The organism is Rhodococcus sp. IEGM 1306, assembly GCF_036541985.1.
GTDB lineage: Bacteria > Actinomycetota > Actinomycetes > Mycobacteriales > Mycobacteriaceae > Rhodococcus_F > Rhodococcus_F qingshengii.
This window is the reverse complement of the sequence record NZ_JAZHFF010000001.1, coordinates 140,257-165,019: the sequence shown is the minus strand read 5'-3', so window position 1 is coordinate 165,019 and position 24,763 is coordinate 140,257. Positions and strand designations below refer to the sequence as shown.

Genomic DNA, 24,763 nt, shown 5'->3' with positions numbered 1-24,763 from the left:
CCATGCGCAAGATTTGCGCTGTATGTCCATGCACAAGATCTGCACACGATGTAATCGATTGCCTTGATGAATTAGCAGGTTATGCGATCAACACCGGGTTGTGTCAAGGATTTCACAATTCGAATTTGTAAACGATTGCCTCAATCGCGTTACATGCGGGACACTGGACCGTGCGGTTCGATAACCTCGGACCCGAATCGAGCAGAAAACGGGGGACGCATGCGCAAGGCGACCATTCGCGATGTCGCGGAACTGGCCGGGGTCTCGACGGCCACCGTGTCGCGGGCACTGTCCGGCTCCCGCCCTGTCTCGGACGAGCTTGCAGCGACGATCAAACGAGCCGCGGACTCTCTCGGATACTCGGGAAACATCATCGCCAGCTCACTGCGTCGTAATCGGACGGACACTGTCGGAATGGTGGTTCCGAGTATCGCGAACCCCTTCTTCACTTCGCTGGTGGTCAACGTCGAACACGTCCTCGCTCGGCGCGGCCTACAACTGTTCCTGTGCGATTCTCGTTCCGATCCCGACGTGGAAGCGCAGCGGCTCAAGTCGCTCGTCTCCCGGCAAGTGGACGGAATCATCATCAGCCCGTGCCACGGCGAACTGAGTGCCGAAGCCGTCCGAGCCAGCGCGGCAACGCTTCCGGTCGTTCAACTGGACCGGTTTGCAATGGATACCCAGACGGACTGGGTCGGCGTCGACGACGACGCCGCTCAATCCCTGGTGATGGAGCATCTGTCGGAGCGTGGCGCGCAATCTGCCGCCTTCATCAGTTCCGAGCTGACCAATTCGTCAACAGAACTTCGCCGGGCCGGCTTCTTCCGCCACGCGGATCGAATGGGCATCGAAACTCGTGACGAGTGGACACAACTCGGCGAGTACTCGATCGAGTGGGGGCGCACGGCATCCAACATCATCCTGACCGGCAAAACTCGCCCCGACGCCCTGGTCTGCGCCGACGACTTGATCGCACTCGGCGTGTTGCAGACCTGTCACGCATTGGGCATCGACGTTCCCGGCGACGTTCTAGTCACCGGTTTCGACAACATCCCGTTCTCCGAATTGTGCAACCCGCCGTTGACCACCGTCGGTCAGCCGCAGGAAAGAATCGCGGAAGAAGCTGTGCGACTTCTGGATCAGGCGATGAACAACTCTTCCGAGTCGACAGCCCACATCGCGCTTGCTCCTGAACTGATTGTCCGTCAGTCCACCGTCGGCCAAGCGGCGGCAACCGCACCGTAAGCAGCGATCGCATCGTCCAGTTCGGAGACCTTGACGCTTTCGTTGGCCGCATGCATCAGCGAGGGAGTGCCGGGGCCCCAGATCACGACGGGAGCACCAGGGGCGGCGGCGGCCAGTACCGAAGCGTCGGTGAAGTACGAAACCGGTTCGGTTGCAACAGGGATAGGCAAGGTGGCCAACCACGGGTCCGACGCGTCGGTACGCACACCTCCCAGATGAATCGACGTCTCCACCGAGTCGACTTCTGGTTGGGCTCGCCACCACGCGAGCAGGTCGGCGCCGTCTCCCACCGTGCGGTGATCGATCACCGCACGTGCACTGTCCGGCACGATGTTCGGAGCCGAACCCCCGCCGACCAAGCCGAGGTTCCAGGTTTCGGCACCCAGAAACGCGTCGGACGACAGCGGAAGCTCACGCCGGGCTCGGTCGACGACGTCAAGCAGTTTGAGGACGGCGTTAGTTCCTCGCTGCGGCGTACTCCCGTGCGCGGCTTTTCCTTTGACGGACACTTCGAGCCACAGTGCACCGCGGTGCCCCAGGTTGATGCGATTGCCGGTCGCCTCGGGAACGATGACGGCCCCGACCTCGAGATTCGCAACGGCGTCGGCCGAACGAACAGCCCCGAGCGATCCGATTTCCTCGTCGCTCGTCAGCAACAGCGCGACCGGGACTTCACGTTCGAAAGCGTCGACAACCGCGGCAGTAGCGGCAACAAGGCCGGCCTTCATATCCGATGTCCCTCTGCCGAGGAACAATTCGCCGTCGACCTGTGCGGCATACGGATCGAACTCCCAGTCGGAGACAGTGCCCACCGGCACCGTGTCCACGTGGCAGGCGAACAGGAGTCTGGCTGCCGAGGGTGCAGCTTCGTTGGTGATCAAGGCCCAGGGATGATTGCCGGTCAGGTCTGACTCCACCTTCGCCTGTGGCGCACGTGAGAGAACCAACGAGACAATCGAATCCATCGCCCGCCGTTGAGGAGCGGACTCCCCCGAGACCGTGTCGAGAGCTACCAGTTCCGAGAGAAGTCCGAGGGAATCCATGTACCTATTCTTGCACTGCCACGGATTCAGTGCGCTGCCAGCTGGGCGATGACGACGTAATTGTCGTCGGTCGACTCTCCTTCGACGACATCACAATTGGCGAGGATCAGCCGTCCCGGAACCGATTCGCGCAACTCGTGAGCGCCCAGCAGCGAACCTTTGTGCAGCGGCCCGACGGTTTCGACGTCGTACTCGAGCACCCCGTTCGGTGTACCCAGGAGAATTCGATCGCCCGACTCCACTACCCGGAGCGCCCGGAACGGTGCTTCGCGAGTGGTGTAGTTGTGGCCGACCACGACAACTGTTTGTGTGGTCGACGTTCCCGGCATTCCGCTTTCACCCCACCACACCGGCAGTTCGTCGACGGGATTCAGTTGCTGCCCACTCTCGCCGCCGCGCATCAGTTTCTCCGAGTGCAACGGACTGCTCAGGTACGTGACCCCGGACGCAGACCTCAACTCGATCCGCTCGGGTTCTGCCGGATCGACGGTCACCGAAGCCGGTGCAGCCGCGATATGCGACTGCACCGGCGAGCGGTCTGGTAGCGATCCTGCGTTCTCGCCCGAACATCCGGATGCGAGGAGGGCGAGGATCGCTACCGCCGAGAGGCCGGCGCTACGCAGACGTGTTGCCCGGGCCGTCATGACGCTTGCGACGAACAACCACCGTCGTAGCTGCTGCGGCGGCAGCGCCGACGACTCCGACGCCGATCAATACAGCCGGCAGGTTGGAGTTGCTGCTACCGCTGGTGCTGCTGCTTGCGGTGTCGCCGAGAGCAAGATCGACCGGGGGCAGGCTTCCAGCGAGTGCCGGATCGCCGTCGGCGTCGGTGACGTAGTAGTCGACGACGTCGAAGGCTCCCTTGTTGTTGTAGTAGCCGACCAGCTTGACGCCGGTCTTGTTCACTACAGCGGTGGTCTCGTCGACCTTCGTGACTCCGGAGCCGTCGTCGGTGTGCTCACCGATGATCACCTCACCGCCGACGCCTGTTCCGTTGTCGATCTCCTTCTCGCCCTTTGCCTTGAGCTCGTCGACGATCTTCTGCGCTGCATCCGCTTCGGCCTTTGCGGCGGCTGCAGCGGCCTGAGCTTCCTTGGCCTTTGCTGCTGCGGCGTCGGCCGCCGCCTTCGCGTCTTCGGCGGCCAGGTAGAGATCCTGCGCCTTCTTACTCGCTACTTCGGCAGCTTCGGCCTTCTTGGCGGCTTCGGCAGCCTTTTCGTCGGCGATTGCTCGCTTGTCGGTGGCCGCCTCCCCTGCAGCATCGGCCTCGGCCTGCGCCGTCTCCGCGGCCTTCTGTGCAGCGGCAGCGTCCTTCTGTGCGGAAGCTGCGGTAGCTGCCGCTTCATCTGCGGCCTTACGGGCGGCGGTGGCAGCTTCTACCTCGGTGGCGGCTGCGGACTCGGCTGCCTTGGCGGTGGTTTCGGCGGCGGTGGCCACCTTCTGAGTTTCCTTGACGGTGATCGCGAGCTGCTTGGCATTCCAAGCTGCGGCCAGCGCCTGAGCCTTAGCGACGGCTGCCTTCGCGAAATCCCAGTTCTTGAAGGCTTCCTCGGCTTCCTTGTTCTTGTCCGCAACCAGCTTGGCGTTTGCATCCGCGGCAGCCTTCGCCTCATCGGCCTTGGCCTGCAGAGCATTAGCCTCGGCGCGCGCCTTTGCTGCCTCTTCGGTCTTGGGCCCCGAACCGGCGGCCTTCGCAGCCTCCTCGAGTTCCGCAGCCTTGGCTGCGGCCGCGTCGGCTTCTGCCTGAGCTGTTTTTGCTACCTCCTTGGCATCGGCCGCCGCGGACTCCGCAACCTTGGCCGCCTCTTCGGCTTCCTTGGCAGACTGTTCCGCGGCCCCGGCCTCCGCCTTGGCCTTGGTCGATTCGACCGCCGCCTTGGTTGCCTCGACGCTCGCCTGGGTCATTGCCTCGGTCGCCTTCACCGAAGTGTCTGTCGCTGCGGACGAGTCGACCCCTGCCGTCGCGGCTGCTTCGGCGGCCTTCGCTGCCGCGTCGGCAGCTGCCTTGGCTTTTGCTTCGGCTTCCGCCAGTGCTGCAGCGTCCGTACCAGCGGTTTCGGCACTGCCCGTGCCGGCGACCCCGGCTTCAACCTTCTCCGGCGTGGTCTCGGTGCTCGTCGCCGCGTCGGCGTCGGTGGTGGCAGCTGCCTCTTCCTCGGCGCAGGTCACCAGCGGATCAGCGCTCGGGGTACACACGGTTTCCGGCTCTGCCGATGCAATTCCCGTGCCGCCCACCGCCAATCCGAGAGCTAGTACGGCACCGGCGGCCGCAGAGCGGACCCTCCGAGAATGGGCGATGGACTTCTCCGACATAGCGCTCAACCTTTCGGCCTTCTTTACGAAGACGGCAATTCCGGCGTGGACAGCCTTTACTTCGTCGGCTGACTTCCAGACGTTACGACCGGTCGGTCCGAAAAATTGAGAGCTGCTGCTCTACCCGCAAGAATCAGGACCGCGGAACGCGCCCCATCAGGTAGAACTCCGGATTGGGCAGCATGCCGGAGAAGCTCGCCATGCGATTGCTGAGCCCGAAGAATGCAGTGATCGCGGCGATGTCCCACGCGTCCTCGTCGCCGAAGCCGTGCACACGGAGGGCGTCGAAGTCGGCGTCGGCGATTTCGTGTGAGGCGGAGTTCACCTTGGTGGCGAAGTCGAGCATCGCGCGCTGACGATCGGAGATTTCTGCGGTGCGATAGTTGACCGCAACCTGGTCGGCAACCAGCGGCTTCTTCTCGAAGATACGCAGAATTGCGCCGTGCGCGACAACGCAGTACGTACATTTGTTGGCCGCAGAGATCGTGGTGACGATCATTTCTCGATCACCCTTGGTGAGTGCGGAATCTTCCTTGAGCATGATCGCGTCGTGGTATGCGAAGAATGCCCGGAACTCGGCTGGGCGCCGAGCGAACATCAGGAAGACGTTGGGCACGAACCCCGACTTCTCCTGGATCTCGAGAATCTTGGCGGCGATGTCCTCGGGCACCTCGGTCAATTCAGCCTGCGGAAAACGGGTGCTCACTGTGCCTCCTGGTCAGCCATCGATGTTCGATTCAAGATAATGATGATTAACTGAGTTGTCCAGATGCATTTCCTGCCCTACTTTTTCGGGCACGGATAGTCGGGTACGGCCCAAGTGATCTGCGTAGCGTGAAACCCGTGAACAGGAAGACACGATGATCGACGGACTGAACCGCGCGCTCGACTACATCGAAAGCAATCTGAGCGGCGAGATCGAGACAGCCGAGATGGCAAGGCTGGCAACCACCTCGGAGTATCACTTTCGGAGGATGTTCTCGGCCCTGGCCGGCATTCCCGTATCCGAATACATCCGTCGACGTCGACTCACCCTGGCTGGTGCCGAGTTGTCCGTCAGCAGATCAGGAGTGTTGGAGACCGCCGTGAAGTACGGCTACTCGTCCGCGGAAGCCTTCACACGAGCGTTCACCGCATTTCACGGCGTGAGCCCCGGCGCGGTCAAACGCGCTCCCGCCGTTCTCAAATCCCAACAGAAACTTGTCATTCACGTGACACTGGAAGGAGCCACACCGATGGACTACATGCTTGTGGACAAACCTGCCCTGACGGTAGTCGGGTTCAAGACCCGGGTTCCATTGGTTCACGAAGGTCCCAATTCTGCGATCGAAGATTTCACCGGCTCCGTGGACAAGGTTGCGTTGCGAGGGTTGCGCGAGCTCTCCGATCAGGACCCGGCGGGAATCGTCAGTGTCGTCGACAATTTGGCGCATCCCAGAACCGAAGGCACAGAACTGGATTACTACCTGGGAGTGGTCACCGGCAAACCTTCACCCACGGGTTTCGATGTGCTGACGGTCGACGCACACACGTGGGCCGTCTTCACCGCCGACGGGTCGGAAATCGAATCTGTGCAGTATTTGTGGCGAGATATCTACACGGAATGGTTCCCTGCCAACCCTTTTCGCTCCGTACCTGGTCCCGAGATCATGCGTACCGAATACAACGACGATTTCACCGTCGCACGGTTCGAGCTCTGGATTCCGGTCGAGAGCGAGCTGAGCGACGTCGGGGCGTAAAACAGCCGCCAGGTCGGATGGAAGTCACGACCCGGCGGCTGAGCCATCAGATGAAACAGACTGTCAAAGAATCAGTTTCGCTCCGGTAGCAGCAACCACGTCCTCGACGCTGATGCCCGGCGCCGTCTCCACCAGGCGGAGACCGTCGTCAGTCACGTCGATCACGGCCATGTCGGTGATGATTCGCTGGACGCAGCCCTTACCGGTCAGCGGAAGCGAGCACTTCTCGACGATCTTGTGCTCACCCTTCTTCGAGACGTGCTCCATCATCACGATGACGCGCTTTGCGCCGTGGACCAGATCCATCGCGCCGCCCATGCCTTTGACCATGTGGCCAGGGATCATCCAGTTCGCGAGGTCTCCGGTGGCACTGACCTGCATGGCACCGAGCACGGCAACGTCGACCTGGCCGCCGCGGATCATGCCGAACGACGCTGAGGAGTCGAAGAACGACGCACCGGGGAGAACGGTGATGGTCTCCTTGCCCGCATTGATCAGCTCGGGATCGAGTTCGTCCTCGGTCGGGTACGGCCCCACGCCCAGAACGCCGTTCTCCGAGTGCAATACAACGGTGATATCGGTCGGGAGGTAGTTCGGAACCAGCGTCGGCATACCGATGCCGAGGTTCACGTACTGCCCGTCCTCGAGTTCCCGCGCGACGCGGGCCGCCATCTCTTCGCGGGTGAGTTTGGTGGGTAGTACAGAAGTCATGCTCGTACCGTCCGATTCTCGATGCCGACCGTCACGGGGCCGACGTGGACAACACGCTGAACGTGAATGCCCGGCGTGTGGATCTCGGCGGGGTCGAGCTCACCCGGCTCTACGAGGTGCTCGACCTGCGCAATGGTGATGCGCCCCGACGTTGCTGCAGCCGGATTGAAGTTCTGGGTACTCGCGCGGTAGACGAGGTTGCCATGCCGGTCACCTTTCCAGGCATGGACCAGTGCATAGTCGGCGACGATGCCGCGCTCCATCACGTAGGTGACGCCGTCGAAGTCACGAGTTTCCTTGGGCGGACTGGCAACTGCGATGCCGCCGCTGCCGTCGTAACGCAGTGGCAGGCCGCCGTCGGCGACCTGGGTGCCGACGCCGGCCGGGGTGAAGAACGCGGGGATGCCCGCTCCCCCGGCGCGCATGCGCTCGGCGAGCGTGCCCTGCGGCGTGAGTTCGACTTCCAGCTCACCGGAAAGGTACTGACGCGCGAACTCCTTGTTGGAGCCGACGTACGAGCTGACAGTACGACGGATACGCCCCTTCTCCAGAAGCACTCCGAGCCCGAACCCGTCGGTGCCGCAGTTGTTGCTCACCGTTTCGAGTGATGTCGCGCCCTGCTCGAGGAGCGCATCGATGAGGATTTCCGGCACTCCGACGAGCCCGAAACCTCCGACAGCGATCGTGACGCCGTCCGGCACGTCGGCGACGGCCTCGGCAGCAGTGGGAATGACTTTGTCCATCATGTCGATCACAGTAGCGCGACCCGTACGTATTGTGAACCCCCGTCCGCATAACGAACATTTTTCGCCCCCGGCATTGCCTGGGTCACATCTACGAACTATTCTGTTCGCAGAGCGCAACACATGTACACATTGCGAACAACTTCACGTAACCGAACGACGAGGTTCCCTATGCTGCATCTACCGCCGAGGTACCAGCGGCCGACTGGCGTCAACGCCCCGGCCGATTTCGCGGACTACAAGACGACTTCCCTTCGCCACCCGAAGCAGCCGCTGAAGCTGCTCCCCCAGCGGCTCACGGAGCTCACCGGGCCGGTATTCGGCGAGGATCGCGTCGGCGCCGGTGAAAACGACCTGACCATTGCCAACGGCGGCGAAGCACAGGGACAGCGCATCGTCGTTCACGGCCGCGTACTCGACGGCGACGGAAAACCCGTCCCCCACACACTGCTCGAGGTGTGGCAGGCCAACGCCGGTGGACGCTACCGCCACACCGGCGACAACTGGCCCGCGCCGCTGGATCCGTTCTTCAACGGCCTGGGTCGCTGCGTCACCGACGCGAACGGCCACTACAGCTTCACCACGATCAAGCCGGGCGCCTACCCGTGGATGAACCACGACAACGCCTGGCGACCGGCACACATCCATTTCTCGCTGTTCGGCACGGCATTCACGCAGCGCCTCGTGACGCAGATGTACTTCCCCGACGATCCGATGTTCTTCCAGGACCCGATCTACAACGCAGTACCCGAAGCAGCACGTCACCGCATGGTCAGCGTCTTCGACTACGACGCCACAGTCCCCAACTGGGCTCTCGGGTTCCGCTTCGACATCGTCCTGCGCGGCCGTAATGCCTCCGTATTCGAGAACGAGGAAGACCACGATGACTGATCACACCGCGAAGCCCGCACCCACTTATCCGGTCGTCCCCGGCGACTTCACCACTGCCCCCTTCGGGGTCACGCCCTCTCAGACCGTCGGGCCGTACTGGCACATCGGCCTCCCCTGGACGGACGGCCCCGACGCTGCCCCGAGCGATACCCCCGGACGAATCATGCTGGCCATCACGGTGATCGACGGCGCCCGTACACCCGTCGCGGACGCGATGATCGAAACATGGCAGGCCGATACGCTCGGACGCTTCAACCATCCGGACGATCCCCGTGGCGCAGTGGAGCTCACTCCGGCTGGTTTTCGCGGATTCGCCCGCAGCGCAGCGGATCCCACGGGCACTGCATTGGTCCACACTGTCAAGCCCGGTGCGCAGCCCACTGAAACGGATGCGGACGAGGCCCCACACGTGAACGTGTCGGTCTTCGCTCGCGGCATGCTCGACCGCCTGGTCACCCGCTTGTACTTCCCCGAAGACGCCGACGCACACGCAACAGATCCGGTGCTGTCGTCACTGAGCGAAACCGAACGCGCGAAGTTGGTTGCAACCAAGGTCGACGGTGGGTACTCCTGGACGGTCTATGTTCAGGACGAGGACGCGAACGGCGTCGAGACGCCCTTCTTCGAGCTGTAAGAGGAGTACACATGCCCACTCGCGGCGCACTGTTCGACCCGGTGTTCGGGGCCACCCGCGTATCGGAGCACCTGTCCGACCAGGCGTGGGTCACCGCGTTGCTCGACGTGGAGGCCGCACTGAGTTGTGCGATGGCCACAGTCGGGTTGGCGAACGGGGAACATTGCGCCGCGGTGGCTGCTGCCGCGGCCGAACTCTCACAACCGGGCGGTCTGGACATCGTGGCGCTCGGCCGCGCGTCGGCCGCCGGCGGAAATCCCGTCATTCCGCTGGTGAAGATGCTGCGCGAAAGGGTGGGACAGGAAGGTGTGCCTGCCTCCGTGGTGCACCCGGGCGCCACCAGTCAGGACATCATGGACTGTGCGCTGATGCTGTTGACGCGACGCGCGGGCGCGGTGGTTCTGGCCGACCTGACCCGCGCCGCCGATTCCGCCGCCCACCTCGCCCGCATCCATCGCTCTACTCCGATGGTCGCGAGAACCCTGGGACAACAAGCACTTCCGACCACCTTCGGGCTACTGGCATCGAGTTGGTTCACCGCACTCGACGCCGCAGCGATTCGCCTCGAGATCGTATTGTCCACGTTGCCGGTTCAATTCGGCGGAGCCGCAGGAACACTCGCTGCGTTGTATCCCGACGGGCTCAGGATCGCCGACGCGCTGGCCGACGAACTCGGCCTGGCCAGGCAGGTCACTCCCTGGCACACCGACCGCGTGACTATCGCAGAACTCGCGACCACACTCGGTATCGTCGCCGGCGCCGTTTCCAAGCCCGCCACCGACATCACCGTCATGGCGTCCACCGAACTGTCCGAGGTTGCCGAGAGCGCTCCGGGCGGCTCATCGGCCATGCCGCACAAGCAGAATCCGGTTGCCGCGATCACCGCCCGCGCGGCAGCGCGACGTGCTCCCGCGCTGGTGGCCACAGCCCTGTCGAACATGGATCACGAATTCGCTCGCGCCGCAGGCCCCTGGCACGCCGAGTGGGAAACCGTCACCGATCTCCTGCGTCTGGCAGGCGGAGCCGCGCACCAGCTTTCCGTGAGCCTCACCGGCCTGCAAGTACACACCGAGTCGATGGCTCGCAATCTCGACATCACCGGTGGCCTGATTCTCGCCGAGCGGGCCACCAAGGCCCTGTCCGCACACACTGATCGAGCGCGCGACATCGTCACCGCGGCAGCCACTTCCGGAACCAGATTGGATCGTGATCCCGCCATCGCAGAGCACCTGAGCGAAACCGAGATCGCCGAACTACTCGACCCCGCACACTATCTGGGCCACGCCACCGATCTGGTCGACCGCGCCCTCGCCGAACGCCCCACAGGAGGATCTCGATGAGCGTCGCGCTCAACTTTCAACAGACCGGCAATCCTGATGCTCCCGCAGTAGTTCTCCTGGGTTCACTCGGATCCGATCTGTCCATGTGGCAGCCGCAGATTCACGCGCTGTCGAATCGCTACCGCGTCATCGCCGTCGACCATCGCGGCCACGGCAAGTCACCGGTGCCTGCGGGCCCTTACTCAATTGCCGATCTCGCCGGCGATGTCATCGCTCTCCTCGATTCGCTCGAACTCGAGTCCGTACATCTCGTCGGGCTCTCCCTCGGCGGCGCTGTCAGCCAGTGGATCGCCGCACACCACCCCACTCGCGTCGAGACGTTGACCTTGATGTGCACGTCCTCGCAGTTCGCCCCGGCTCAGCCGTGGATCGATCGTGCTCGGGCTGTCCGTGCGGACGGTATCGCGTCAATCGCGGCCGCCGTCGTCGGACGCTGGTTCACGCCGGGACTGGCCGAGAATGATCCGGAGCTTGTCGCCCGTCACGTCGCGATGGTCGAAGCCACACCCGACGAGGGCTATGCCGCCTGCTGCGAGGCGCTTTCGACGTGGGACGGCCGCGCCGACCTGGCCCGCATCGTCGCTCCGACGCTCCTCATCGCGGGCGAGCAGGATCCGGCGACGCCTCCGTCGACGTTGGGTGCGATCGCCGACGGCATCGCCGATGCGGTACTGCACGTGGTCGATCCGGGCGCACACCTGGCCAACGTCGAACAAGCCGGGCGCGTCACCAAACTACTTGCAACGCATATTGCCTCGCACACATCTGCGCTCGCCCAACGTAGCGCCGCGGTGTCGGCCGGCATGACCATACGACGCCAGGTGCTCGGCGACGCCCACGTCGACCGTTCCATTGCCGGTGCCACCGAGTTCACCGCCCCTTTCCAGGACTTCATCACTCGCACGGCGTGGGGTGACATCTGGTCGCGCCCCGGCCTCGATCACCACACCCGCAGGCTCCTCACTCTCGCGATCCTCACCGCCGTCGGCAACGAACACGAACTCGACATGCACATTCGCGCTGCGCTGCGTGCCGGGATCGATCCCGACGAACTCGTGGAAGTATTTCTCCATACCGCGGTCTATGCGGGTGTGCCGAACAGCAACTTGGCTTTTGCGCTGGGAAAGCAAGCACTCGCGGACCTCTCGGCCGAACCTGAGGAGAACGAGACAACATGAGTGAGAACAGCAGCGAGCAGGCGCCGGGACCGTCCCCGGACTACGTGCAGTCGCTGGCCCGTGGGCTTTCCGTCATCAAGGCTTTCGACGGTGAGCACCCGCGTCGCACCCTCAGCGAGGTTGCCCGGCACACCGATCTCACGCGTGCGACTGCTCGCCGCTTCCTACTCACGCTCGTCGAACTCGAATACGTACGTACTGACGGTTCGGTGTTCTGGTTGACGCCCCGTGTCCTCGAACTCGGCTACAGCTACCTCTCCAGTCTGTCCCTTCCCGAGATCGCCGGGCCGCATCTGGAAGCCTTGTCCGCCAAGGTCCGTGAATCCACGTCCGTGTCGATCCTCGACGGTGACGACGTCGTCTACGTGGCTCGTGTTCCGGTCAGCCGCATCATGACGGTGTCCATCACCATCGGCACGCGCTTTCCCGCCTATGCGACGTCCATGGGCAGGGTCCTGCTCGCGGGCCTACCCGACGACGCATTAAACGCATACCTCTCTCGAGTGTCCTTCGCCCGCCTGACCGGCAAGACCATCTCCACGGCCGACGGACTACGCGCCGAACTCGAGAAGATTCGCGCCGACGGATTCGCGATAGTCGATCAAGAACTCGAAGAGGGTCTGCGCTCTCTTGCCGCACCCATCCGGGACGCAACCGGTGACGTGGTCGCGGCCGTCAACATCTCCACCCAGGCTGCCCGCTACAGCGCCGAAGCTGTTCGCGGTGAACTGGTTCCGGCCGCAGTCGCCACCGCAGACGCAATCTCCGTCGATCTCGGACGTACTCAGTCGTCCAACAATCACTCGGCAGCGACCCGCTGACCGAGCAGACCCAAGGAAGAACCAATGCCTGACGTTGTCATCTGTGAACCGCTCCGTACCCCTGTCGGCCGCTTCGGCGGTGTCTTCCGTGACGTAGCCCCGGAAGATCTCGCCTCGACGCTGATCACCGAACTCGTCACGCGTACCGGCATTTCGGGCGCGGAGATCGACGACGTCATTCTCGGCCAGGCTTCGCCGAACGGTGAGGCTCCGGCGATCGGACGCATCGCGGCGCTCAACGCGGGTCTGGGCATCGATGTTCCCGGCATGCAGGTGGATCGTCGGTGCGGGTCGGGATTACAGGCAGTCATCCAGGCCGTCATGCAGGTTCAGTCCGGTGGCAGTGACCTGGTCCTCGCGGGCGGTGCCGAGTCGATGAGCCAGGCCGAGTTCTACGCAACCGGAATGCGTTGGGGCGTCAAGGGTGAAGGAGTTGCGCTCAGCGATCGTCTCGCGCGCGCCCGCGTCACAGCCGGCGGACGTGACTTCCCGGTTCCCGGCGGAATGATCGAAACGGCAGAGAACCTGCGCGCCGAGTTCTCCATCAGCCGCGAGGATCAAGATGCACTCGCGGTTCAGTCCCATCAGCGTGCAGTCGCAGCACAGAAGAACGGCGTCTTCGCCGAAGAAATCGTTCCGGTATCCGTTCCGCAGCGCAAGGGCGAGGCCCTGCTCGTCGACACCGACGAGCATCCACGCGCCGACACCTCGATGGAATCGCTTGCGCGCCTTCGTCCCATGCGCGCAAAGATCGACCCCGACTCCACCGTGACTGCAGGTAATGCCAGCGGTCAGAACGACGGCGCAGCACTGGCGATCGTCACCACCGCCGACAAAGCTCGTACCCTCGGACTGCGACCGCTCGCACGCCTCGCGAGTTGGAGCGTTGCGGGCGTTCCGCCGCGCACCATGGGCATCGGCCCCGTACCGGCGTCGGAGAAGGCACTCGGCCGCCTCGGGCTGTCCCTGGTGGACATGGACGTCATCGAACTCAACGAAGCCTTTGCGGCACAAGCACTTGCAGTCCTGCAGAGTTGGAATCTCGAGGCCGACGACCCACGCATCAACCCCAACGGCTCCGGCATCTCCCTCGGACATCCGGTCGGAGCCACGGGTGGACGAATCCTGGCCACCCTGTTGCGCGAGATGGACCGTCGCGAAGCGCGTTACGGCCTCGAGACGATGTGCATCGGCGGCGGGCAGGGCCTGGCTGCGGTCTTCGAGCGCCTGTCCTGATCAAGCCCCGACGTGCGCGACGCCGGAGTCACCGAGTTCGCCGCGTAGGCCGTCGAGAAAGACACGCAGCAGGTCGGTGAGTTCGGCCTGCTGCTGCTCGGTGAGAATCGACGTCAGTTCGGCTTCACGGCCGAGAACTCGGTCCACCAATTGCTCCACCAGCTCGTGACCGGCGGCAGTGAGGGTCACGAGCACTATTCGTGACCCTTGCGCGGCGGAGGACCTCTCCACCAGACCCGCGTTCTCCGCGCGTGCGAGTCGCTGCGAGATCGCACCGGCCGTGACTCCGGTCTGCTCGGTGATCTGGCGAGTCGTCAACTGATACGGCTCGCCGGATCGCCGCAGGACACTGAGTAGGTCCAGCGTGGCTGTGTCCGCACCGGCCGAGGCGAGTACCCGTCGGCGATCCTCACCGAGCAGCTTGGCGCACATCCACAGCCTGGTGACGATGCCGATACCCTCCACGGGCGTGCCCGGCCTTTCGCGAAGCCACGCCAAGGCAACCGCGTCCACCGCGTCGTCCGGGTTGTAGTCGCCCACCACTGCACACCTCGTTTAGCTCTAAATGATACGTTCTTCGTATAGGTCTAAACGTAGCTCACGGAGGTAGGCATGACACGCACAGTTCTGGTAACCGGCGGCGGAACAGGGATCGGGCGCGCAGTTGCAGCGGCGTTCGCCCGGGACGGAGACACCGTTTTTGTCACCGGCCGACGCACGGAACCACTCGAAAAGACCGCGGAGGAGTTGGGCGATAATGTTCACGCCTTGACTTGTGACAACTCCGACCCGAAAGACCTGAAGCGGCTGCAGGATTCGCTTCCGGGAACCATCGACGTCGTGGCGCACTGCGCCGGCGGTAACACGGACTTCGATCGTGAAGCGCCGTCAGATCTGGAATCCCTGGCCGCCGGGTGGCGGGCCAATCTGGACTCCAATCTGATCTCGGCAGTGTTGACCACAGCAGCAGTTCGAGATCGAATCCCCAGTGGCGGTGCCGTCATCACCATCGGATCGATTGCCGCCGACAAGGGAGCTGGAGCGTACGGCGCTGCCAAAGCAGCAGTTGCGACGTGGAATGTCGATCTGGCCGCCGAACTGGGCCCAGAAGGCATCACGGCGAACATCGTCTCCCCCGGTTACATCGCCGACACCGAGTTCTTCCGGGACTTTCTGACGGACGAGCGTCGCGCGATGCTGATCGAATCCACCAGCACCAAGCGCGCCGGAACCCCGGACGATATCGCATCAGCCGTCCATTTCTTGGCCTCACCGGGTGCCCGGCAGATCACCGGTCAGGTATTGGCAGTCAACGGCGGTGAGAGAACCAGTCGCTGATCACGCCAGGTGGCGCTCGAAGAACGAGTCGATTCGCTTCCAGGCATCCTGCGCTGCAACAGGATCGGGACCGATTCCGAGGATGCGCTCCAAAGGACGAAGCACCTTGGGTCCGGCCTCCGCGTCGTTGAGGAACGCGTGGCCGGCGGTGGGGTACTCCTTGACGTCGTTCTCGATACCGGCATTGCTGAGCGCCGTCTCCAGCTTCGCTGCCGCGCGCCGGAGCGAAAAGTCCTTGCCTCCGAAACTCCCGACGATCGGGCACGCATCCACCACGGCCTCATCGAGTTTGCGTGGAAGCTGACCGTAATTGACCGAGGCAGCGTCGAAATCTCCGGCGCTGACCATCGCGAAGCCGCCGCCCATGCAGAATCCGATGACACCAATCTTTCCGGTGCAGTCCGGGGATTCCACCAGCCAACTGCGAGCGACTTCGATGTCGGTAAACGCCTTGCCGTGTCCTCGAAGCATCGACGTCATGGTGGGCACTAGGCACCGCTTCGCCCCGCCCGCGCTGTAGAGGTCGACAGCGAGCGTCAGGAATCCCGCAGCGGCCAGCCGCTTGGCTTGCCGCTGCATCACCTCCTCGAGCCCGAAGGCCTCGTGAATCATCACTACCCCCGGCCACGGGCCGGGGGTAGTGGGGGTTTCGAGTATCGCTCGCAGCGGTTGTGATCCGCCGACTACTGCGGCGCGGCCCGTCAGATCTATGTCCACCATGTTTCGATGCTAGGCCGACGCGGCGTCAATAGGCTCGGAAGCGAGGTCAGGGGAGCTGTTTTCCCTGGCCCGCCGCAAGCCCGGTCAAGACCCCGGCGAGCTGCGGCAAGGCGTACGGTGCGCTCAGTGGACCGAAATTGTCGACAAAGGCATTCGAGAGCAGAAGTTCGACCGGCGCATAGGCTCGCGCCTTCACCGCGGGGAGGTTCTGGAAAACTGCGAAGTTCTCCAACCTCGTCGTCGCTTCCTGATCAGAAGCGAGGCTGAGCAAAATGTCTGCGGGTGCGAGTACCTCCGCCTGCTCCATCGACAGCGCAGTCATCTGCTCGGCGTTGTATCCGCGATAGTCGAGTCCGAGTTCGCGCAGCAGAACCCCGGGCGCACTGGCATCCCCCTGCACATACAACTGATCGCCGTACATCGAGCCGATCATGATCGTCTTGCCACCCAAGCCGTTCAGCGAAGCGGCGGTGTCGGAGATCAGGGCGTCGGTCCGGGCGATCGCTGCAGCAGCGGCCTCGTCGACAAAAGCGGCCTGCCCGACCGTGGCGACGCCGTCACGCCACGAGGTGGTCCAGTCCAGCGCGATGACCGGCGCGATCTGGCTGAGCCTCTCGGCTGCCGGTTCGAGATAGGTCTTCATTCCGATGATGAGATCCGGTGAGTAGCGCGCGATGATTTCCGGGCTGATTTCGCCTGTGGTGTCGAAGCTTTCGAGATCGGCTATTCCAGCGGTGCTCTGCCACGGCAGTGCACCGCGGTCCCACGCACCCGTATTGCCGTAGGCGACTGGGTGAACGCCGAGAGAGAGCAGGAATTCGAGATCCGTGAAGTCGCTGGCAACAACGATCCTTTCCGGCTTCCCCGAGATCGTGGTGGTTCCGAGCGCATTGATCACCTCACGTTGTTCGCCGGCATCAGAAGCATCTGATGTAGTCGAACACCCCGCAAGGATGGCGGCCGCTGCCGCCGCGCCGACGCCGAAGAACCCACGGCGACTGAGCTGGTCCACCAGTTCAGACGTCGTGGATTCACAAATCGTTCCGTACATGTATGCACTCTCCTTCTCGGCGACTGCTGCGCGCGCCGAGGGCACAGCGAAAGAGAGGTTAGCCCACCCTCATCTTCCATAGGGTTCCTACGTTTGCGATTCCGAGAGATCGGAGCGATAAAAATGGACCGTTCTCGAGCGGACAAGTACATTCCCGCTGATCTATCACCGCAGGCAGTTGGGCGAGCCACCAGTCCCTGCCTTCGGCGATCGGGTCGCTCCAGCGTCGAAAATCAGTCGAAGATCAGTTGCCATTCCCTCCTCGAAAGCTTCCGAATTACCGTCTTTTGCACGTCGCCCACCGTTCGACTTGCGCGGCGTGGGAGGATAGACATATCGAGATCGGGACTTCGATGTGAGGGCCCGGATCGAGTTTGTAGGGAGTATCGGTATGGCACAGGGCATCGTGAAGTGGTTCAACGGCGAAAAGGGCTTTGGTTTCATCGCTCCCGACGACGGAACACCGGACGTGTTCGTTCATTACTCTGAAATCTCGGGCAACGGCTACAAGTCGCTCGACGAGAACCAGCGTGTGGAGTTCGAGGTTGGCCAGGGCCAGAAGGGTCCTCAGGCCACCAATGTGCGCGCTGTCTGATCAGTGACACAAGAAGAGGGCCGCACCCGCAAGGGTGCGGCCCTCTTCTGCATTGTCCTTACGGCGACCCGAGAAGCGCTGTTGCACGAGCAATCAGGTGATCACGCAGTCGAATTACGGCGGGCGTCAGGCGGTAATTGCCGACGGCCAACGCGATGGTTCGATCGCGAACGCCCGTTACCGGAACAGCGACGAGATCCGGGTGATCGACCTCGGCGACGGGGAGCAACGCGATACCGAGACCACGCGAGACCAGGGCACGAATCGTTTCGAACTCCGTGATCTCGAATGCAACCCTCGGCTCGAATCCGGTTTGCATACAGCAAGAGTCGAGCAACATCCGAAGGTGATAGGTGGGCGGACTCGCGATGAATGTCTCGTCGACCAGTTCCGCGAGGTCGACACAATCTCTCGCCGCTAATCGATGTCCAGTACCCACATGCAGGAGTATTTGCTGATGCCCCAACAGCGTTGTAGGCAAGTCCTCCGGCGCTGGAATCATCACGGCAAGATCCAGACGCCCGTCTCGGACCATTTGCGCGAGTGATTCCCCATGCGCTTGCACAAGGTTCAATCGCACCCGCGGCGCCGCCTCGTGAAACTCTGCGAGCAGCGACGGGACGCTGATCGGGCCCAATGTCAGTGGAAACCCGAATCGTACGAGGCCACCCTCCGGATCCGCGTTACTGCGGACCAGACCTACTGCGTTGTCCAGCTCCTTGACGAGGCGGCTAGTTAGTTCGTGTAATTCGCGCCCTGCCGAGGTCAGTGCAACCCGGCGCCCAACCGGCTGAAAAAGCTGAAATCCCAGCGTCTTTTCGAGCGTCTTCAATCTCCGGCTGAGCGAGGACTGAGGAATCCCGAGCAGGTCGGAAGCTCTCGTGATGTGACCTTCCTCCGCGGCCACATCGAAGGCCGCCAGAAGCGGCGCCAGCCCTTCTACTTCAGCCGATCGAAACTCATCCATATTCGGATCATAAACCGATGGTTTCTTCATTGGACGGATGAGTCTGTTTGGGGCCACGATGCACATACACCCCAACCTCTGAGGAAAGGCCGCCCATGTTCACGTCGCCACCGTCGGGATTGAAACCTGGTTCCGAAGAGCCCCCACTCGACGCAATACTCATCGGCGCCGGGATCATGTCGGCAACGCTGGGTACATTGATCGCAAGACTCCAACCCGATTGGTCCATCGAGGTACTCGAACGGCTCGGCGAACCCGCCGGCGAAAGCTCCAACGCGTGGAACAACGCAGGAACCGGCCATTCGGGCCTATGCGAACTGAACTACATGCCCGACCCCAGCGACCCCGCGAAAGCTGTAGAGATCAGCCACCAATTCCACCTGTCTCGCCAATTCTGGGGATCACTCGCGGAAACCGGCGAGCTGAAACAAACCCCATCGTTCGTCAACCCAACCCCTCACATGGACGTCGTTTTCGGCAAACGAGACATCGAATATCTACGTCAGCGCCACGCCACGCTACATGGATTACCCGAATTCTCAGCCATGGAGTACACAGAAGATCCTCAGACGGTCAATAATTGGGCGCCGCTGATGATGCGCGGCCGAATGGATTCCGAACCGATAGCTGCGACTCGATACGCAGCAGGTACAGACGTGGACTTCGGTGCTCTGACCCGAGAACTGCTTCACACCATGACAAATCGTGGTGCACGCATCCGCACGAGCCACGACGTAACATCACTCCAGCGCATGACAGACGGCACGTGGCTCATCTGTGGGCGAAACACTATCTCTGGCATTCGGTTCCAACTGAGATCTAGATTCGTCTTCGTCGGCGCAGGCGGGTACGCGCTCAGGCTTCTTCAGAAGGCGCGAGTTCCCGAGGTTCGAGGCTATGCGGTGTTCCCACTCGGAGCCCAGTTCCTGCATACCGAAAAACGCACCGTCGTCGACTCCCACAACGCGAAGGTGTACAGCCAAGCCGCGATCGGAGCACCACCGATGTCGGTCCCCCATCTCGACAGGCGTGTGGTCGACGGCTGCCCGTCATTGATGTTCGGACCGTATGCCACCTTCAGCACACGACTCCTCAAGCATGGCAAGCTAACTGACTTGTTCGCTACGATCCGATTCCGAAACGTCGCAGTATTGCTTGCTGTCGGAATACAGAACATCTCGCTCGTCCGATACCTGTTCAGCCAATTACTGTCATCGAAACGGCGCAAGTTTGCCGCACTGCAACGCTTCTATCCCGAGGCCGATCCCGCAGACTGGAAGCTGATTCAGGCCGGGCAGCGCGCCCAATTGGTGAAGCCTCATCCGAGAAAGGTCGGGATGCTGACATTCGGCACAGAGGTAATCACCAGCGCAGAGGGATCGATTGCCGGTCTCCTGGGTGCATCGCCGGGAGCTTCGGTTGCACCATCTGTGATGACGGACGTACTCGCCAAGTGCTTTCCGAGCCACATCGAGCAATGGATGCCGGCACTTAAGGAATTGATGCCGGCACTGACACCGATCACTGATCCTGAATGACGGCCAGTGCTCCAACGATGTTCGACTCCGCCACCGACTTCGAGATTCCGAGATCAGCCAGAACACCTGATCCGTCTTCGAGTTCGAGCAGCGCGAGCAGGATGTGCTCGGTTCCGATGTAGTTGTGGCCCAGGCGAAGAGCCTCACGGAACGTCAGTTCCAGGACCTTGCGCGCACGAGCGTCGTACGGAATGAGTTCTGGTAGTTCGGAAGTCGGAGTCGGTAGTACACCGGCCACTGCAGCTCGGACGGATTCGAGCTCCACCCCTTGCGCCACTATCGCCTTCGCAGCCAACCCGGCAGGCTCCTCGACGAGCCCCAGGAGCAGGTGCTCCGGCCGGATCTCTGCGTTACCGGCGGCGCGGGCTTCGTTCTGCGAGGCCATGACGACGTTCTTCGCCCGGGGAGTGAACCGGTTGAACCCTTCGTTCGGATCCATCGGCTTCTGATCACTCGGCGCCTTGGGAACAAAACGCTTCTGCGCAGCCTGCTTCGAGACACCCATGCTCGCGCCGATCTCCGTCCACGACGCTCCCGACCTACGCGCCTGGTCGACGAAGTGGCCGATCAGGTGATCTGCAACTTCACCGAGATGATCAGCGGCAATCACGGCGTCGGAAAGTTGGTCGAGCGCGTCGGTGTGCACCTTCTTGATCGCGTCGATGAGGTCGTCGAGTCGAACCTTGTTGGTCATTTCCACTGGTTTACTCATGCGTCAACCATAGGTTGACGCAATCGAAAACGTCAACCCTAGGTTGACGATCGTTTTCGCCGCCCAGTGCTCAGCCGGAAAAGAATTCACGCAGAGCCGGGACAATAGCGTCGTCGGCGACGCCGTGGCCCTGACCGGGGATCTCCAAAGTCTTTGTCCCCGAGACTTGTGCGGCAATTCGCATTGCCGAAGCAGGCGCCCATTGACCACTGTCACCGCCGTACATGACCAACGTGGGGACGGTAATCGAGGCCAGCCAATCGAGCGACTCGCAGCCGTGATCACACACCGCGACGTCGTAAGGCAAGGTGTGCGCGATGGCGCACATGTCGGGCCAATCGGCACTCCGCTTGATCTCGTCGACCATCTCCGGAGACGCGCCGGTCAGATCCAGAAAACGCGTCACAGCACCTTCCCTGTCGCCGCCCGCAATCAATCGCTCCAGGTCACTTTGGGCAGTCTCGTCACGCTGGTCGTCGTCCATGTACGGCGCCTCGTAGACGGCGAGCTTACGCATCGGAACGGCCTGCGCAGCGGCTTCCAAAGCCAGCGCGGCACCCGACGACAATCCGTAAACGAGCGGTGTTTCACCGGTGGCAGCGACGACCGCTCGCAAGTCCTCCACCTCGGCGTCGATCGAGAACGCGCGACTGTCACCGCTGTCCCCGCGTCCGCGCCTGTCGTACGAGTACACCGTGAAGTCCGCCGCCAACTCTGCAGCCAGGGAATCGAACCATCCGCGGTCGCAGAACGCTCCGGCGACCAGGACCACTGCTGGTCCGGCACCGGAGCGTTCGTATGCGATGGTCGTACCGTCGCGGGATTGCACTACCGCTGGGGATTGCTCTGTTTGCACGTCGATCTCCTCAGGTCTGGTCAATGCCTACCTGATTAGACCGCCCGCGTTACCTAAACTCATCGGTCCGGTCGGCAGAGGCTTCAGCTGATCTTGTTGTACAGGGCATCCCAACCCTGCGCCACGTAGGAAATCGTGTAGATCGAACCGTAGAAGGTGGAGCCACCCAGACTGGTGACGTTGCCCGCCTGCACTGCCGGGAGTCGCTGCCACAGCTTGCTCGCCACCAATGCCTGGTACGCCGCACTGTCCTCGTCTTCGGTGATCATGAAGCCGTCGACGCCGGCCAGCACGTCGAGGCCTTCGAGGCTGACGCCGCCCTCGGGATCGAGCCCCTCCGAGGTGGCGGTTTTGCCACCGATGTCGCCGAGCGTCATGTCGCTGGGCTTGTCGCCCTTCTCGGAGGTACGGATGCTCGTGACGTACAGCGTGTTCGTGTCCGGCATGAACGAGACACTGGCAACGGTTTTGGACGCAATCTTCTCGGCATGACGACTGCGGATGTCGGAAATCAGATTGTCGTAGTCGAGCGTCAATCGATCGAGTGTGGCCGTTCGACCGAGCCAGCCCGACAACCGCGAGAGGTTTGTGCGCCAGTCGTCGGTGAACTCTGTCGTCAGAACCGGTGCGATGGTGGACATCTCGGCCACCGGCCACCACTCGCTCTCGTAGTTCAGGCACACGATCAGGTCGGGCTCGAGCGCCAAGATCTGCTCGCGGTTGGGGATCTCCGACAGGAACGGTACCGACGAATCGATAGGCACCCACGGTGCCGCCTGGGCGTACGTGTAGCCGACGAGCGGAAGTTCCAGAGCTACAGCAGGTTCCAGATCGAGCCGCGAGTCGATCGCGACAACCCTCTTCGGATTGACAGGAATGTCGTACGTTCCGAGAGGTGTCGTCACAGAACGCATTTCGGTTTCACCCGAACTGCTCCCGCTGTCACCGCAGGCCGCCAGGAACGCGCCCAGCCCGGCGATCCCGGCACCGAAGCCGAACTGCCGACGTGTGAGGTCCGAAACGAGGCGGTTGTCGGAGTAGCCCTCGGGAAGCAAGAGCGTGGATTGAGCGGGCATGCGTGTCGAACCTCCAAAAGAAATGAATCATCCACTGTTGCGAGCGGATAAGGATGCCCTAACAGCGTACGCAGGGAGGGTCGTCGCGATCGGCCCAGAAATAGTCGAATCAGGCCAAATCGAGCCGCCCTACTTGTCGAGCTTGCGCATCTCGACGAAGTAGACCGCGCTGAACGCGAGGTAGGTGCCGACGATTCCGAGAACCGAGATGATCAGGACGAGAGCAAGAAACATAGCCATGATGGTCTCCACTGACACGGGTTGTTCACGATGTCGATCGAGAGAAAATGGCTTCGAACTGCGGCGCTGCGACTCGAAGCGGTGCCGAGACTTTGAGTTACACACACCACGGTAGCCCCAGGCGTCTCGAGTTTTGATGAACTCGAGGTGAACTCTCCTACGGCTGCGTCACACTTTTTGTCGGACGGTCAGTTCGGTCCGAGCACCTGCCCCGACCACTCGACCAAAGGTGTCAGTGCGCGCCACGCCGCGCGAACTTCCTTCAACGTCCTGGCGCTGTCCAGCCACGACGGGCTTGGGTAACTACGACCAGCAGTCAGCGACTTGTGACGCAGCAATTCGATCCGCGGGTGATCGACCGTGTATCCGCGAGGCGCCGTCTTGAGCTTGTCGCCGCCGATCGTGAATCCGGCCTTCTCGACGGAGGCCAGGATCTTCTCGAGCTCCGGCCCTCGAACGTCGTCGTCGACAGCCGCACGATAACGCGCGATGGTCTCCGAACTGCTGGCGTAGAAACCACCGGCCACCATCAACCCTGCCGCGTCGATCTGCACGTAGTAGCCACAGCTCTCGGCGAGACCGACGAACGCTCCCTGGTGCGTCTTGTACGGGATCTTGTCCTTCGAGAATCGAACGTCACGATACGGCCGAAAGAGCTTGGCCGTGCCGAATTCGTCCTCCAACGCCGCGGTCAACGACGCCATCGGACGACGAACCACTTCGTCGTACGTCTCCTTGTGCGCTGCCCACCAGGTCTTGCTGTTGTCGGCTTCCAGGTCTTCGTAGAAATCGAGTGCAGCAACGGGTATGCCAGTGAACGCAGCCATGACGTAAGCCTAGCTGCCTGTTCGGCTTTGGACCGTCTGCCCTGCACCGATGCCCGGATCGGCCCGAATCCGTAGACTGCATGGAGATGATTTCCGAAATACAAGCATGGGAACTGACCGATACCAACCGAGACTGGTTGATTCACCGACCCGTCGAGATCGCGATCTACGTGGCGCTCGCAGTCGTTCTGCGCTTCGCACTGCACCGCGGGATCGATCGAATGTCCAAGCCTCGCAAGTCTCCGAACGCCAAGGTGAACGAGCGCCGATCGCAGCGAGCCCGGACCATCGGTTCGGTACTCAAATCGACGGTGTCCATCGTCATCCTCGTCTGGTGTGTGCTGCAGATCCTCGGCATCCTCGGGATCAACGTCGCGCCGTTCATCGCATCCGCCGGCGTCATCGGTCTTGCCATCGGTTTCGGTGCACAAAACCTGGTGCGTGACTTCCTCTCCGGCATCTTCATGTTGCTGGAAGATCAGTACGGTGTCGGCGACGTCGTCGATCTCGGCGACGCGGTCGGCACCGTCGAAACAGTGGGCCTGCGTGTCACCACGATTCGAGATGCCAACGGCACCTTGTGGTACTGCCGCAATGGCGAAATCCTGCGAGTGGGCAACATGAGTCAGGGTTACGCCACTGCAGTTCTCGATCTCCCCATCGCCCACAATGCGAACGTGCACAAAGCGTGCGAGGTGGCGACGCGAGCTGTCCTCGAGGCGGCGGAGTCCGAACCGATCAGGGCGGACATGATCGACAAGCCGGAGATGCTGGGAGTCAATTCGGTTACTGCCGAGGCAATTACCATTCGAGTGACGGCGCAGGTCAAGCCTGGGCGCCAGTGGGCAGTCCAGCGCGCATTTGCACGCTCGGCGCTGACTGCGTTCGAAGAGCAGGGAATCGAGGCACCGTACCTGCCTGTTCTGCGCTGACGGTTGAAACGGAATCG

General features: G+C 62.4%; 26 protein-coding genes. 12 read left to right on the top strand and 14 right to left on the bottom strand.

Features of this window, described 5'->3' with window-relative positions; all coding sequences use genetic code 11:
- Nucleotides 1-219 precede the first annotated feature (219 nt).
- A complete protein-coding gene (locus V3587_RS00865; protein WP_042446970.1) occupies nucleotides 220-1,245 on the top strand; it encodes a LacI family DNA-binding transcriptional regulator in 1,026 nt (341 codons plus the stop codon).
- Here the strand turns inward: V3587_RS00865 and V3587_RS00860 are convergent.
- The 4 genes from V3587_RS00860 to V3587_RS00845 all read right to left on the bottom strand — a co-directional run bounded on the left by V3587_RS00860 (nucleotide 1,206) and on the right by V3587_RS00845 (nucleotide 5,307).
- The gene (locus V3587_RS00860) at nucleotides 1,206-2,288 is read right to left on the bottom strand and encodes a M20/M25/M40 family metallo-hydrolase (protein ID WP_283376018.1); all 1,083 of its coding nucleotides are present in this window, start codon (nucleotides 2,286-2,288) and stop codon (nucleotides 1,206-1,208) included. The two genes, V3587_RS00865 and V3587_RS00860, sit on opposite strands and share 40 nt — an antisense overlap.
- A 26-nt stretch (nucleotides 2,289-2,314) precedes the next feature.
- Nucleotides 2,315-2,932, bottom strand: a complete 618-nt coding sequence (locus V3587_RS00855; protein ID WP_283376017.1) for a sortase domain-containing protein — start codon at nucleotides 2,930-2,932, stop codon at nucleotides 2,315-2,317.
- Nucleotides 2,904-4,601, bottom strand: coding sequence for a hypothetical protein (locus V3587_RS00850; protein ID WP_283376016.1), 1,698 nt, complete (start codon nucleotides 4,599-4,601; stop codon nucleotides 2,904-2,906). The genes V3587_RS00855 and V3587_RS00850 overlap by 29 nt, the downstream gene beginning before the upstream one ends.
- Before the next feature lie 133 nt (nucleotides 4,602-4,734).
- Complete coding sequence (locus V3587_RS00845) at nucleotides 4,735-5,307, bottom strand: peroxidase-related enzyme (protein ID WP_058037940.1); 573 nt, start codon at nucleotides 5,305-5,307, stop codon at nucleotides 4,735-4,737.
- 154 nt (nucleotides 5,308-5,461) lie between these two features.
- On the opposite strand from V3587_RS00845, the gene V3587_RS00840 reads away from it, so the two are divergent.
- Nucleotides 5,462-6,340, top strand: coding sequence for an AraC family transcriptional regulator (locus V3587_RS00840; protein WP_283376015.1), 879 nt, complete (start codon nucleotides 5,462-5,464; stop codon nucleotides 6,338-6,340).
- A 63-nt stretch (nucleotides 6,341-6,403) separates the two neighbouring features.
- On the opposite strand, the gene V3587_RS00835 is transcribed toward V3587_RS00840, so the two are convergent.
- Nucleotides 6,404-7,051 carry a CoA transferase subunit B gene (locus V3587_RS00835; RefSeq protein ID WP_003940102.1) on the bottom strand — a complete coding sequence of 216 codons (648 nt, stop codon included), beginning with the start codon at nucleotides 7,049-7,051 and terminating at the stop codon, nucleotides 6,404-6,406.
- Nucleotides 7,048-7,794: a CoA transferase subunit A gene (locus V3587_RS00830; protein WP_030536554.1), complete on the bottom strand. Its 747-nt coding sequence runs from the start codon at nucleotides 7,792-7,794 to the stop codon at nucleotides 7,048-7,050. Before V3587_RS00830 ends, V3587_RS00835 begins: the two co-directional genes overlap by 4 nt.
- 171 nt (nucleotides 7,795-7,965) lie before the next feature.
- On the opposite strand from V3587_RS00830, the gene pcaH reads away from it, so the two are divergent.
- Genes pcaH through V3587_RS00800 form a run of 6 tightly spaced genes read left to right on the top strand, consistent with a single transcriptional unit; the run spans nucleotide 7,966 to nucleotide 13,894 of the window.
- Nucleotides 7,966-8,685, top strand: coding sequence for a protocatechuate 3,4-dioxygenase subunit beta (gene pcaH / locus V3587_RS00825; RefSeq protein WP_007730015.1), 720 nt, complete (start codon nucleotides 7,966-7,968; stop codon nucleotides 8,683-8,685).
- Nucleotides 8,678-9,319, top strand: coding sequence for a protocatechuate 3,4-dioxygenase subunit alpha (gene pcaG / locus V3587_RS00820; protein WP_218747810.1), 642 nt, complete (start codon nucleotides 8,678-8,680; stop codon nucleotides 9,317-9,319). The genes pcaH and pcaG overlap by 8 nt, the downstream gene beginning before the upstream one ends.
- An 11-nt stretch (nucleotides 9,320-9,330) precedes the next feature.
- Nucleotides 9,331-10,659, top strand: a complete 1,329-nt coding sequence (gene pcaB, locus V3587_RS00815; RefSeq protein WP_283376014.1) for a 3-carboxy-cis,cis-muconate cycloisomerase — start codon at nucleotides 9,331-9,333, stop codon at nucleotides 10,657-10,659.
- Nucleotides 10,656-11,837 carry a bifunctional 3-oxoadipate enol-lactonase/4-carboxymuconolactone decarboxylase PcaDC gene (gene pcaDC, locus V3587_RS00810; RefSeq protein WP_283376013.1) on the top strand — a complete coding sequence of 394 codons (1,182 nt, stop codon included), beginning with the start codon at nucleotides 10,656-10,658 and terminating at the stop codon, nucleotides 11,835-11,837. The genes pcaB and pcaDC overlap by 4 nt, the downstream gene beginning before the upstream one ends.
- Nucleotides 11,834-12,658 (top strand): IclR family transcriptional regulator domain-containing protein, encoded by an 825-nt coding sequence (locus tag V3587_RS00805; RefSeq protein ID WP_003940116.1) that lies wholly within the window; start codon nucleotides 11,834-11,836, stop codon nucleotides 12,656-12,658. Before pcaDC ends, V3587_RS00805 begins: the two co-directional genes overlap by 4 nt.
- Before the next feature lie 24 nt (nucleotides 12,659-12,682).
- Entirely contained in the window at nucleotides 12,683-13,894 is a 1,212-nt protein-coding gene (locus V3587_RS00800; protein ID WP_283376012.1) for an acetyl-CoA C-acetyltransferase, read from the top strand.
- Here the strand turns inward: V3587_RS00800 and V3587_RS00795 are convergent, their stop codons facing one another.
- Nucleotides 13,895-14,434, bottom strand: coding sequence for a MarR family winged helix-turn-helix transcriptional regulator (locus V3587_RS00795; protein ID WP_283376011.1), 540 nt, complete (start codon nucleotides 14,432-14,434; stop codon nucleotides 13,895-13,897).
- 72 nt (nucleotides 14,435-14,506) lie between these two features.
- On the opposite strand from V3587_RS00795, the gene V3587_RS00790 reads away from it, so the two are divergent.
- A complete protein-coding gene (locus tag V3587_RS00790) occupies nucleotides 14,507-15,232 on the top strand; it encodes an SDR family NAD(P)-dependent oxidoreductase (protein ID WP_054188428.1) in 726 nt (241 codons plus the stop codon).
- Here V3587_RS00790 and V3587_RS00785 read toward each other — a convergent pair whose 3' ends face one another.
- Together V3587_RS00785 and V3587_RS00780 are read right to left on the bottom strand one after the other, a co-directional pair.
- Nucleotides 15,233-15,952, bottom strand: a complete 720-nt coding sequence (locus V3587_RS00785; protein ID WP_283376010.1) for a dienelactone hydrolase family protein — start codon at nucleotides 15,950-15,952, stop codon at nucleotides 15,233-15,235.
- 46 nt (nucleotides 15,953-15,998) lie between these two features.
- Complete coding sequence (locus tag V3587_RS00780; RefSeq protein WP_283376009.1) at nucleotides 15,999-17,048, bottom strand: ABC transporter substrate-binding protein; 1,050 nt, start codon at nucleotides 17,046-17,048, stop codon at nucleotides 15,999-16,001.
- A 346-nt stretch (nucleotides 17,049-17,394) separates the two neighbouring features.
- Between V3587_RS00780 and V3587_RS00775 the strand changes: the two genes are divergently transcribed.
- Nucleotides 17,395-17,598: a cold-shock protein gene (locus tag V3587_RS00775; protein ID WP_003939930.1), complete on the top strand. Its 204-nt coding sequence runs from the start codon at nucleotides 17,395-17,397 to the stop codon at nucleotides 17,596-17,598.
- A 58-nt stretch (nucleotides 17,599-17,656) separates the two neighbouring features.
- On the opposite strand, the gene V3587_RS00770 is transcribed toward V3587_RS00775, so the two are convergent.
- Nucleotides 17,657-18,565 carry a LysR substrate-binding domain-containing protein gene (locus tag V3587_RS00770; RefSeq protein WP_042447004.1) on the bottom strand — a complete coding sequence of 303 codons (909 nt, stop codon included), beginning with the start codon at nucleotides 18,563-18,565 and terminating at the stop codon, nucleotides 17,657-17,659.
- A gap of 95 nt (nucleotides 18,566-18,660) precedes the next feature.
- Between V3587_RS00770 and mqo the strand changes: the two genes are divergently transcribed.
- Complete coding sequence (mqo, locus tag V3587_RS00765) at nucleotides 18,661-20,103, top strand: malate dehydrogenase (quinone) (protein ID WP_283376008.1); 1,443 nt, start codon at nucleotides 18,661-18,663, stop codon at nucleotides 20,101-20,103.
- Here mqo and V3587_RS00760 read toward each other — a convergent pair.
- From V3587_RS00760 to V3587_RS00745, 4 genes are all read right to left on the bottom strand, one after another.
- Nucleotides 20,087-20,815: a Clp protease N-terminal domain-containing protein gene (locus tag V3587_RS00760; protein WP_283376007.1), complete on the bottom strand. Its 729-nt coding sequence runs from the start codon at nucleotides 20,813-20,815 to the stop codon at nucleotides 20,087-20,089. The genes mqo and V3587_RS00760 overlap by 17 nt on opposite strands.
- Nucleotides 20,816-20,885: 70 nt before the next feature.
- On the bottom strand, nucleotides 20,886-21,671 hold the full coding sequence (locus V3587_RS00755; protein WP_064687776.1) for an alpha/beta fold hydrolase: 786 nt from the start codon (nucleotides 21,669-21,671) through the stop codon (nucleotides 20,886-20,888).
- Nucleotides 21,672-21,754: 83 nt separating this feature from the next.
- On the bottom strand, nucleotides 21,755-22,747 hold the full coding sequence (locus tag V3587_RS00750) for an ABC transporter substrate-binding protein (protein WP_283376006.1): 993 nt from the start codon (nucleotides 22,745-22,747) through the stop codon (nucleotides 21,755-21,757).
- A 428-nt stretch (nucleotides 22,748-23,175) separates the two neighbouring features.
- Nucleotides 23,176-23,814 (bottom strand): DUF2461 domain-containing protein, encoded by a 639-nt coding sequence (locus V3587_RS00745; protein ID WP_073512600.1) that lies wholly within the window; start codon nucleotides 23,812-23,814, stop codon nucleotides 23,176-23,178.
- Between the two features lie 80 nt (nucleotides 23,815-23,894).
- On the opposite strand from V3587_RS00745, the gene V3587_RS00740 reads away from it, so the two are divergent.
- Nucleotides 23,895-24,746: a mechanosensitive ion channel family protein gene (locus V3587_RS00740; protein WP_430459228.1), complete on the top strand. Its 852-nt coding sequence runs from the start codon at nucleotides 23,895-23,897 to the stop codon at nucleotides 24,744-24,746.
- The last annotated feature ends 17 nt before the right edge of the window (nucleotides 24,747-24,763 follow it).

Coding starts and splice junctions, on each gene's coding strand:
- V3587_RS00840 (WP_283376015.1), top strand. CDS start 5,462: ATGATCGACGGACTGAACCGCGCGCTCGACTACATCGAAAGCAATCTG.
- pcaB (WP_283376014.1), top strand. CDS start 9,331: ATGCCCACTCGCGGCGCACTGTTCGACCCGGTGTTCGGGGCCACCCGC.
- V3587_RS00785 (WP_283376010.1), bottom strand. CDS start 15,952: ATGGTGGACATAGATCTGACGGGCCGCGCCGCAGTAGTCGGCGGATCA.
- V3587_RS00790 (WP_054188428.1), top strand. CDS start 14,507: ATGACACGCACAGTTCTGGTAACCGGCGGCGGAACAGGGATCGGGCGC.
- V3587_RS00865 (WP_042446970.1), top strand. CDS start 220: ATGCGCAAGGCGACCATTCGCGATGTCGCGGAACTGGCCGGGGTCTCG.
- V3587_RS00830 (WP_030536554.1), bottom strand. CDS start 7,794: ATGGACAAAGTCATTCCCACTGCTGCCGAGGCCGTCGCCGACGTGCCG.
- V3587_RS00800 (WP_283376012.1), top strand. CDS start 12,683: ATGCCTGACGTTGTCATCTGTGAACCGCTCCGTACCCCTGTCGGCCGC.
- V3587_RS00850 (WP_283376016.1), bottom strand. CDS start 4,601: ATGTCGGAGAAGTCCATCGCCCATTCTCGGAGGGTCCGCTCTGCGGCC.
- V3587_RS00805 (WP_003940116.1), top strand. CDS start 11,834: ATGAGTGAGAACAGCAGCGAGCAGGCGCCGGGACCGTCCCCGGACTAC.
- V3587_RS00760 (WP_283376007.1), bottom strand. CDS start 20,815: ATGAGTAAACCAGTGGAAATGACCAACAAGGTTCGACTCGACGACCTC.
- V3587_RS00860 (WP_283376018.1), bottom strand. CDS start 2,288: ATGGATTCCCTCGGACTTCTCTCGGAACTGGTAGCTCTCGACACGGTC.
- V3587_RS00740 (WP_430459228.1), top strand. CDS start 23,895: ATGGAGATGATTTCCGAAATACAAGCATGGGAACTGACCGATACCAAC.
- V3587_RS00855 (WP_283376017.1), bottom strand. CDS start 2,932: ATGACGGCCCGGGCAACACGTCTGCGTAGCGCCGGCCTCTCGGCGGTA.
- pcaH (WP_007730015.1), top strand. CDS start 7,966: ATGCTGCATCTACCGCCGAGGTACCAGCGGCCGACTGGCGTCAACGCC.
- pcaDC (WP_283376013.1), top strand. CDS start 10,656: ATGAGCGTCGCGCTCAACTTTCAACAGACCGGCAATCCTGATGCTCCC.
- mqo (WP_283376008.1), top strand. CDS start 18,661: ATGTTCACGTCGCCACCGTCGGGATTGAAACCTGGTTCCGAAGAGCCC.
- V3587_RS00745 (WP_073512600.1), bottom strand. CDS start 23,814: ATGGCTGCGTTCACTGGCATACCCGTTGCTGCACTCGATTTCTACGAA.
- V3587_RS00775 (WP_003939930.1), top strand. CDS start 17,395: ATGGCACAGGGCATCGTGAAGTGGTTCAACGGCGAAAAGGGCTTTGGT.
- pcaG (WP_218747810.1), top strand. CDS start 8,678: ATGACTGATCACACCGCGAAGCCCGCACCCACTTATCCGGTCGTCCCC.
- V3587_RS00835 (WP_003940102.1), bottom strand. CDS start 7,051: ATGACTTCTGTACTACCCACCAAACTCACCCGCGAAGAGATGGCGGCC.
- V3587_RS00750 (WP_283376006.1), bottom strand. CDS start 22,747: ATGCCCGCTCAATCCACGCTCTTGCTTCCCGAGGGCTACTCCGACAAC.
- V3587_RS00770 (WP_042447004.1), bottom strand. CDS start 18,565: ATGGATGAGTTTCGATCGGCTGAAGTAGAAGGGCTGGCGCCGCTTCTG.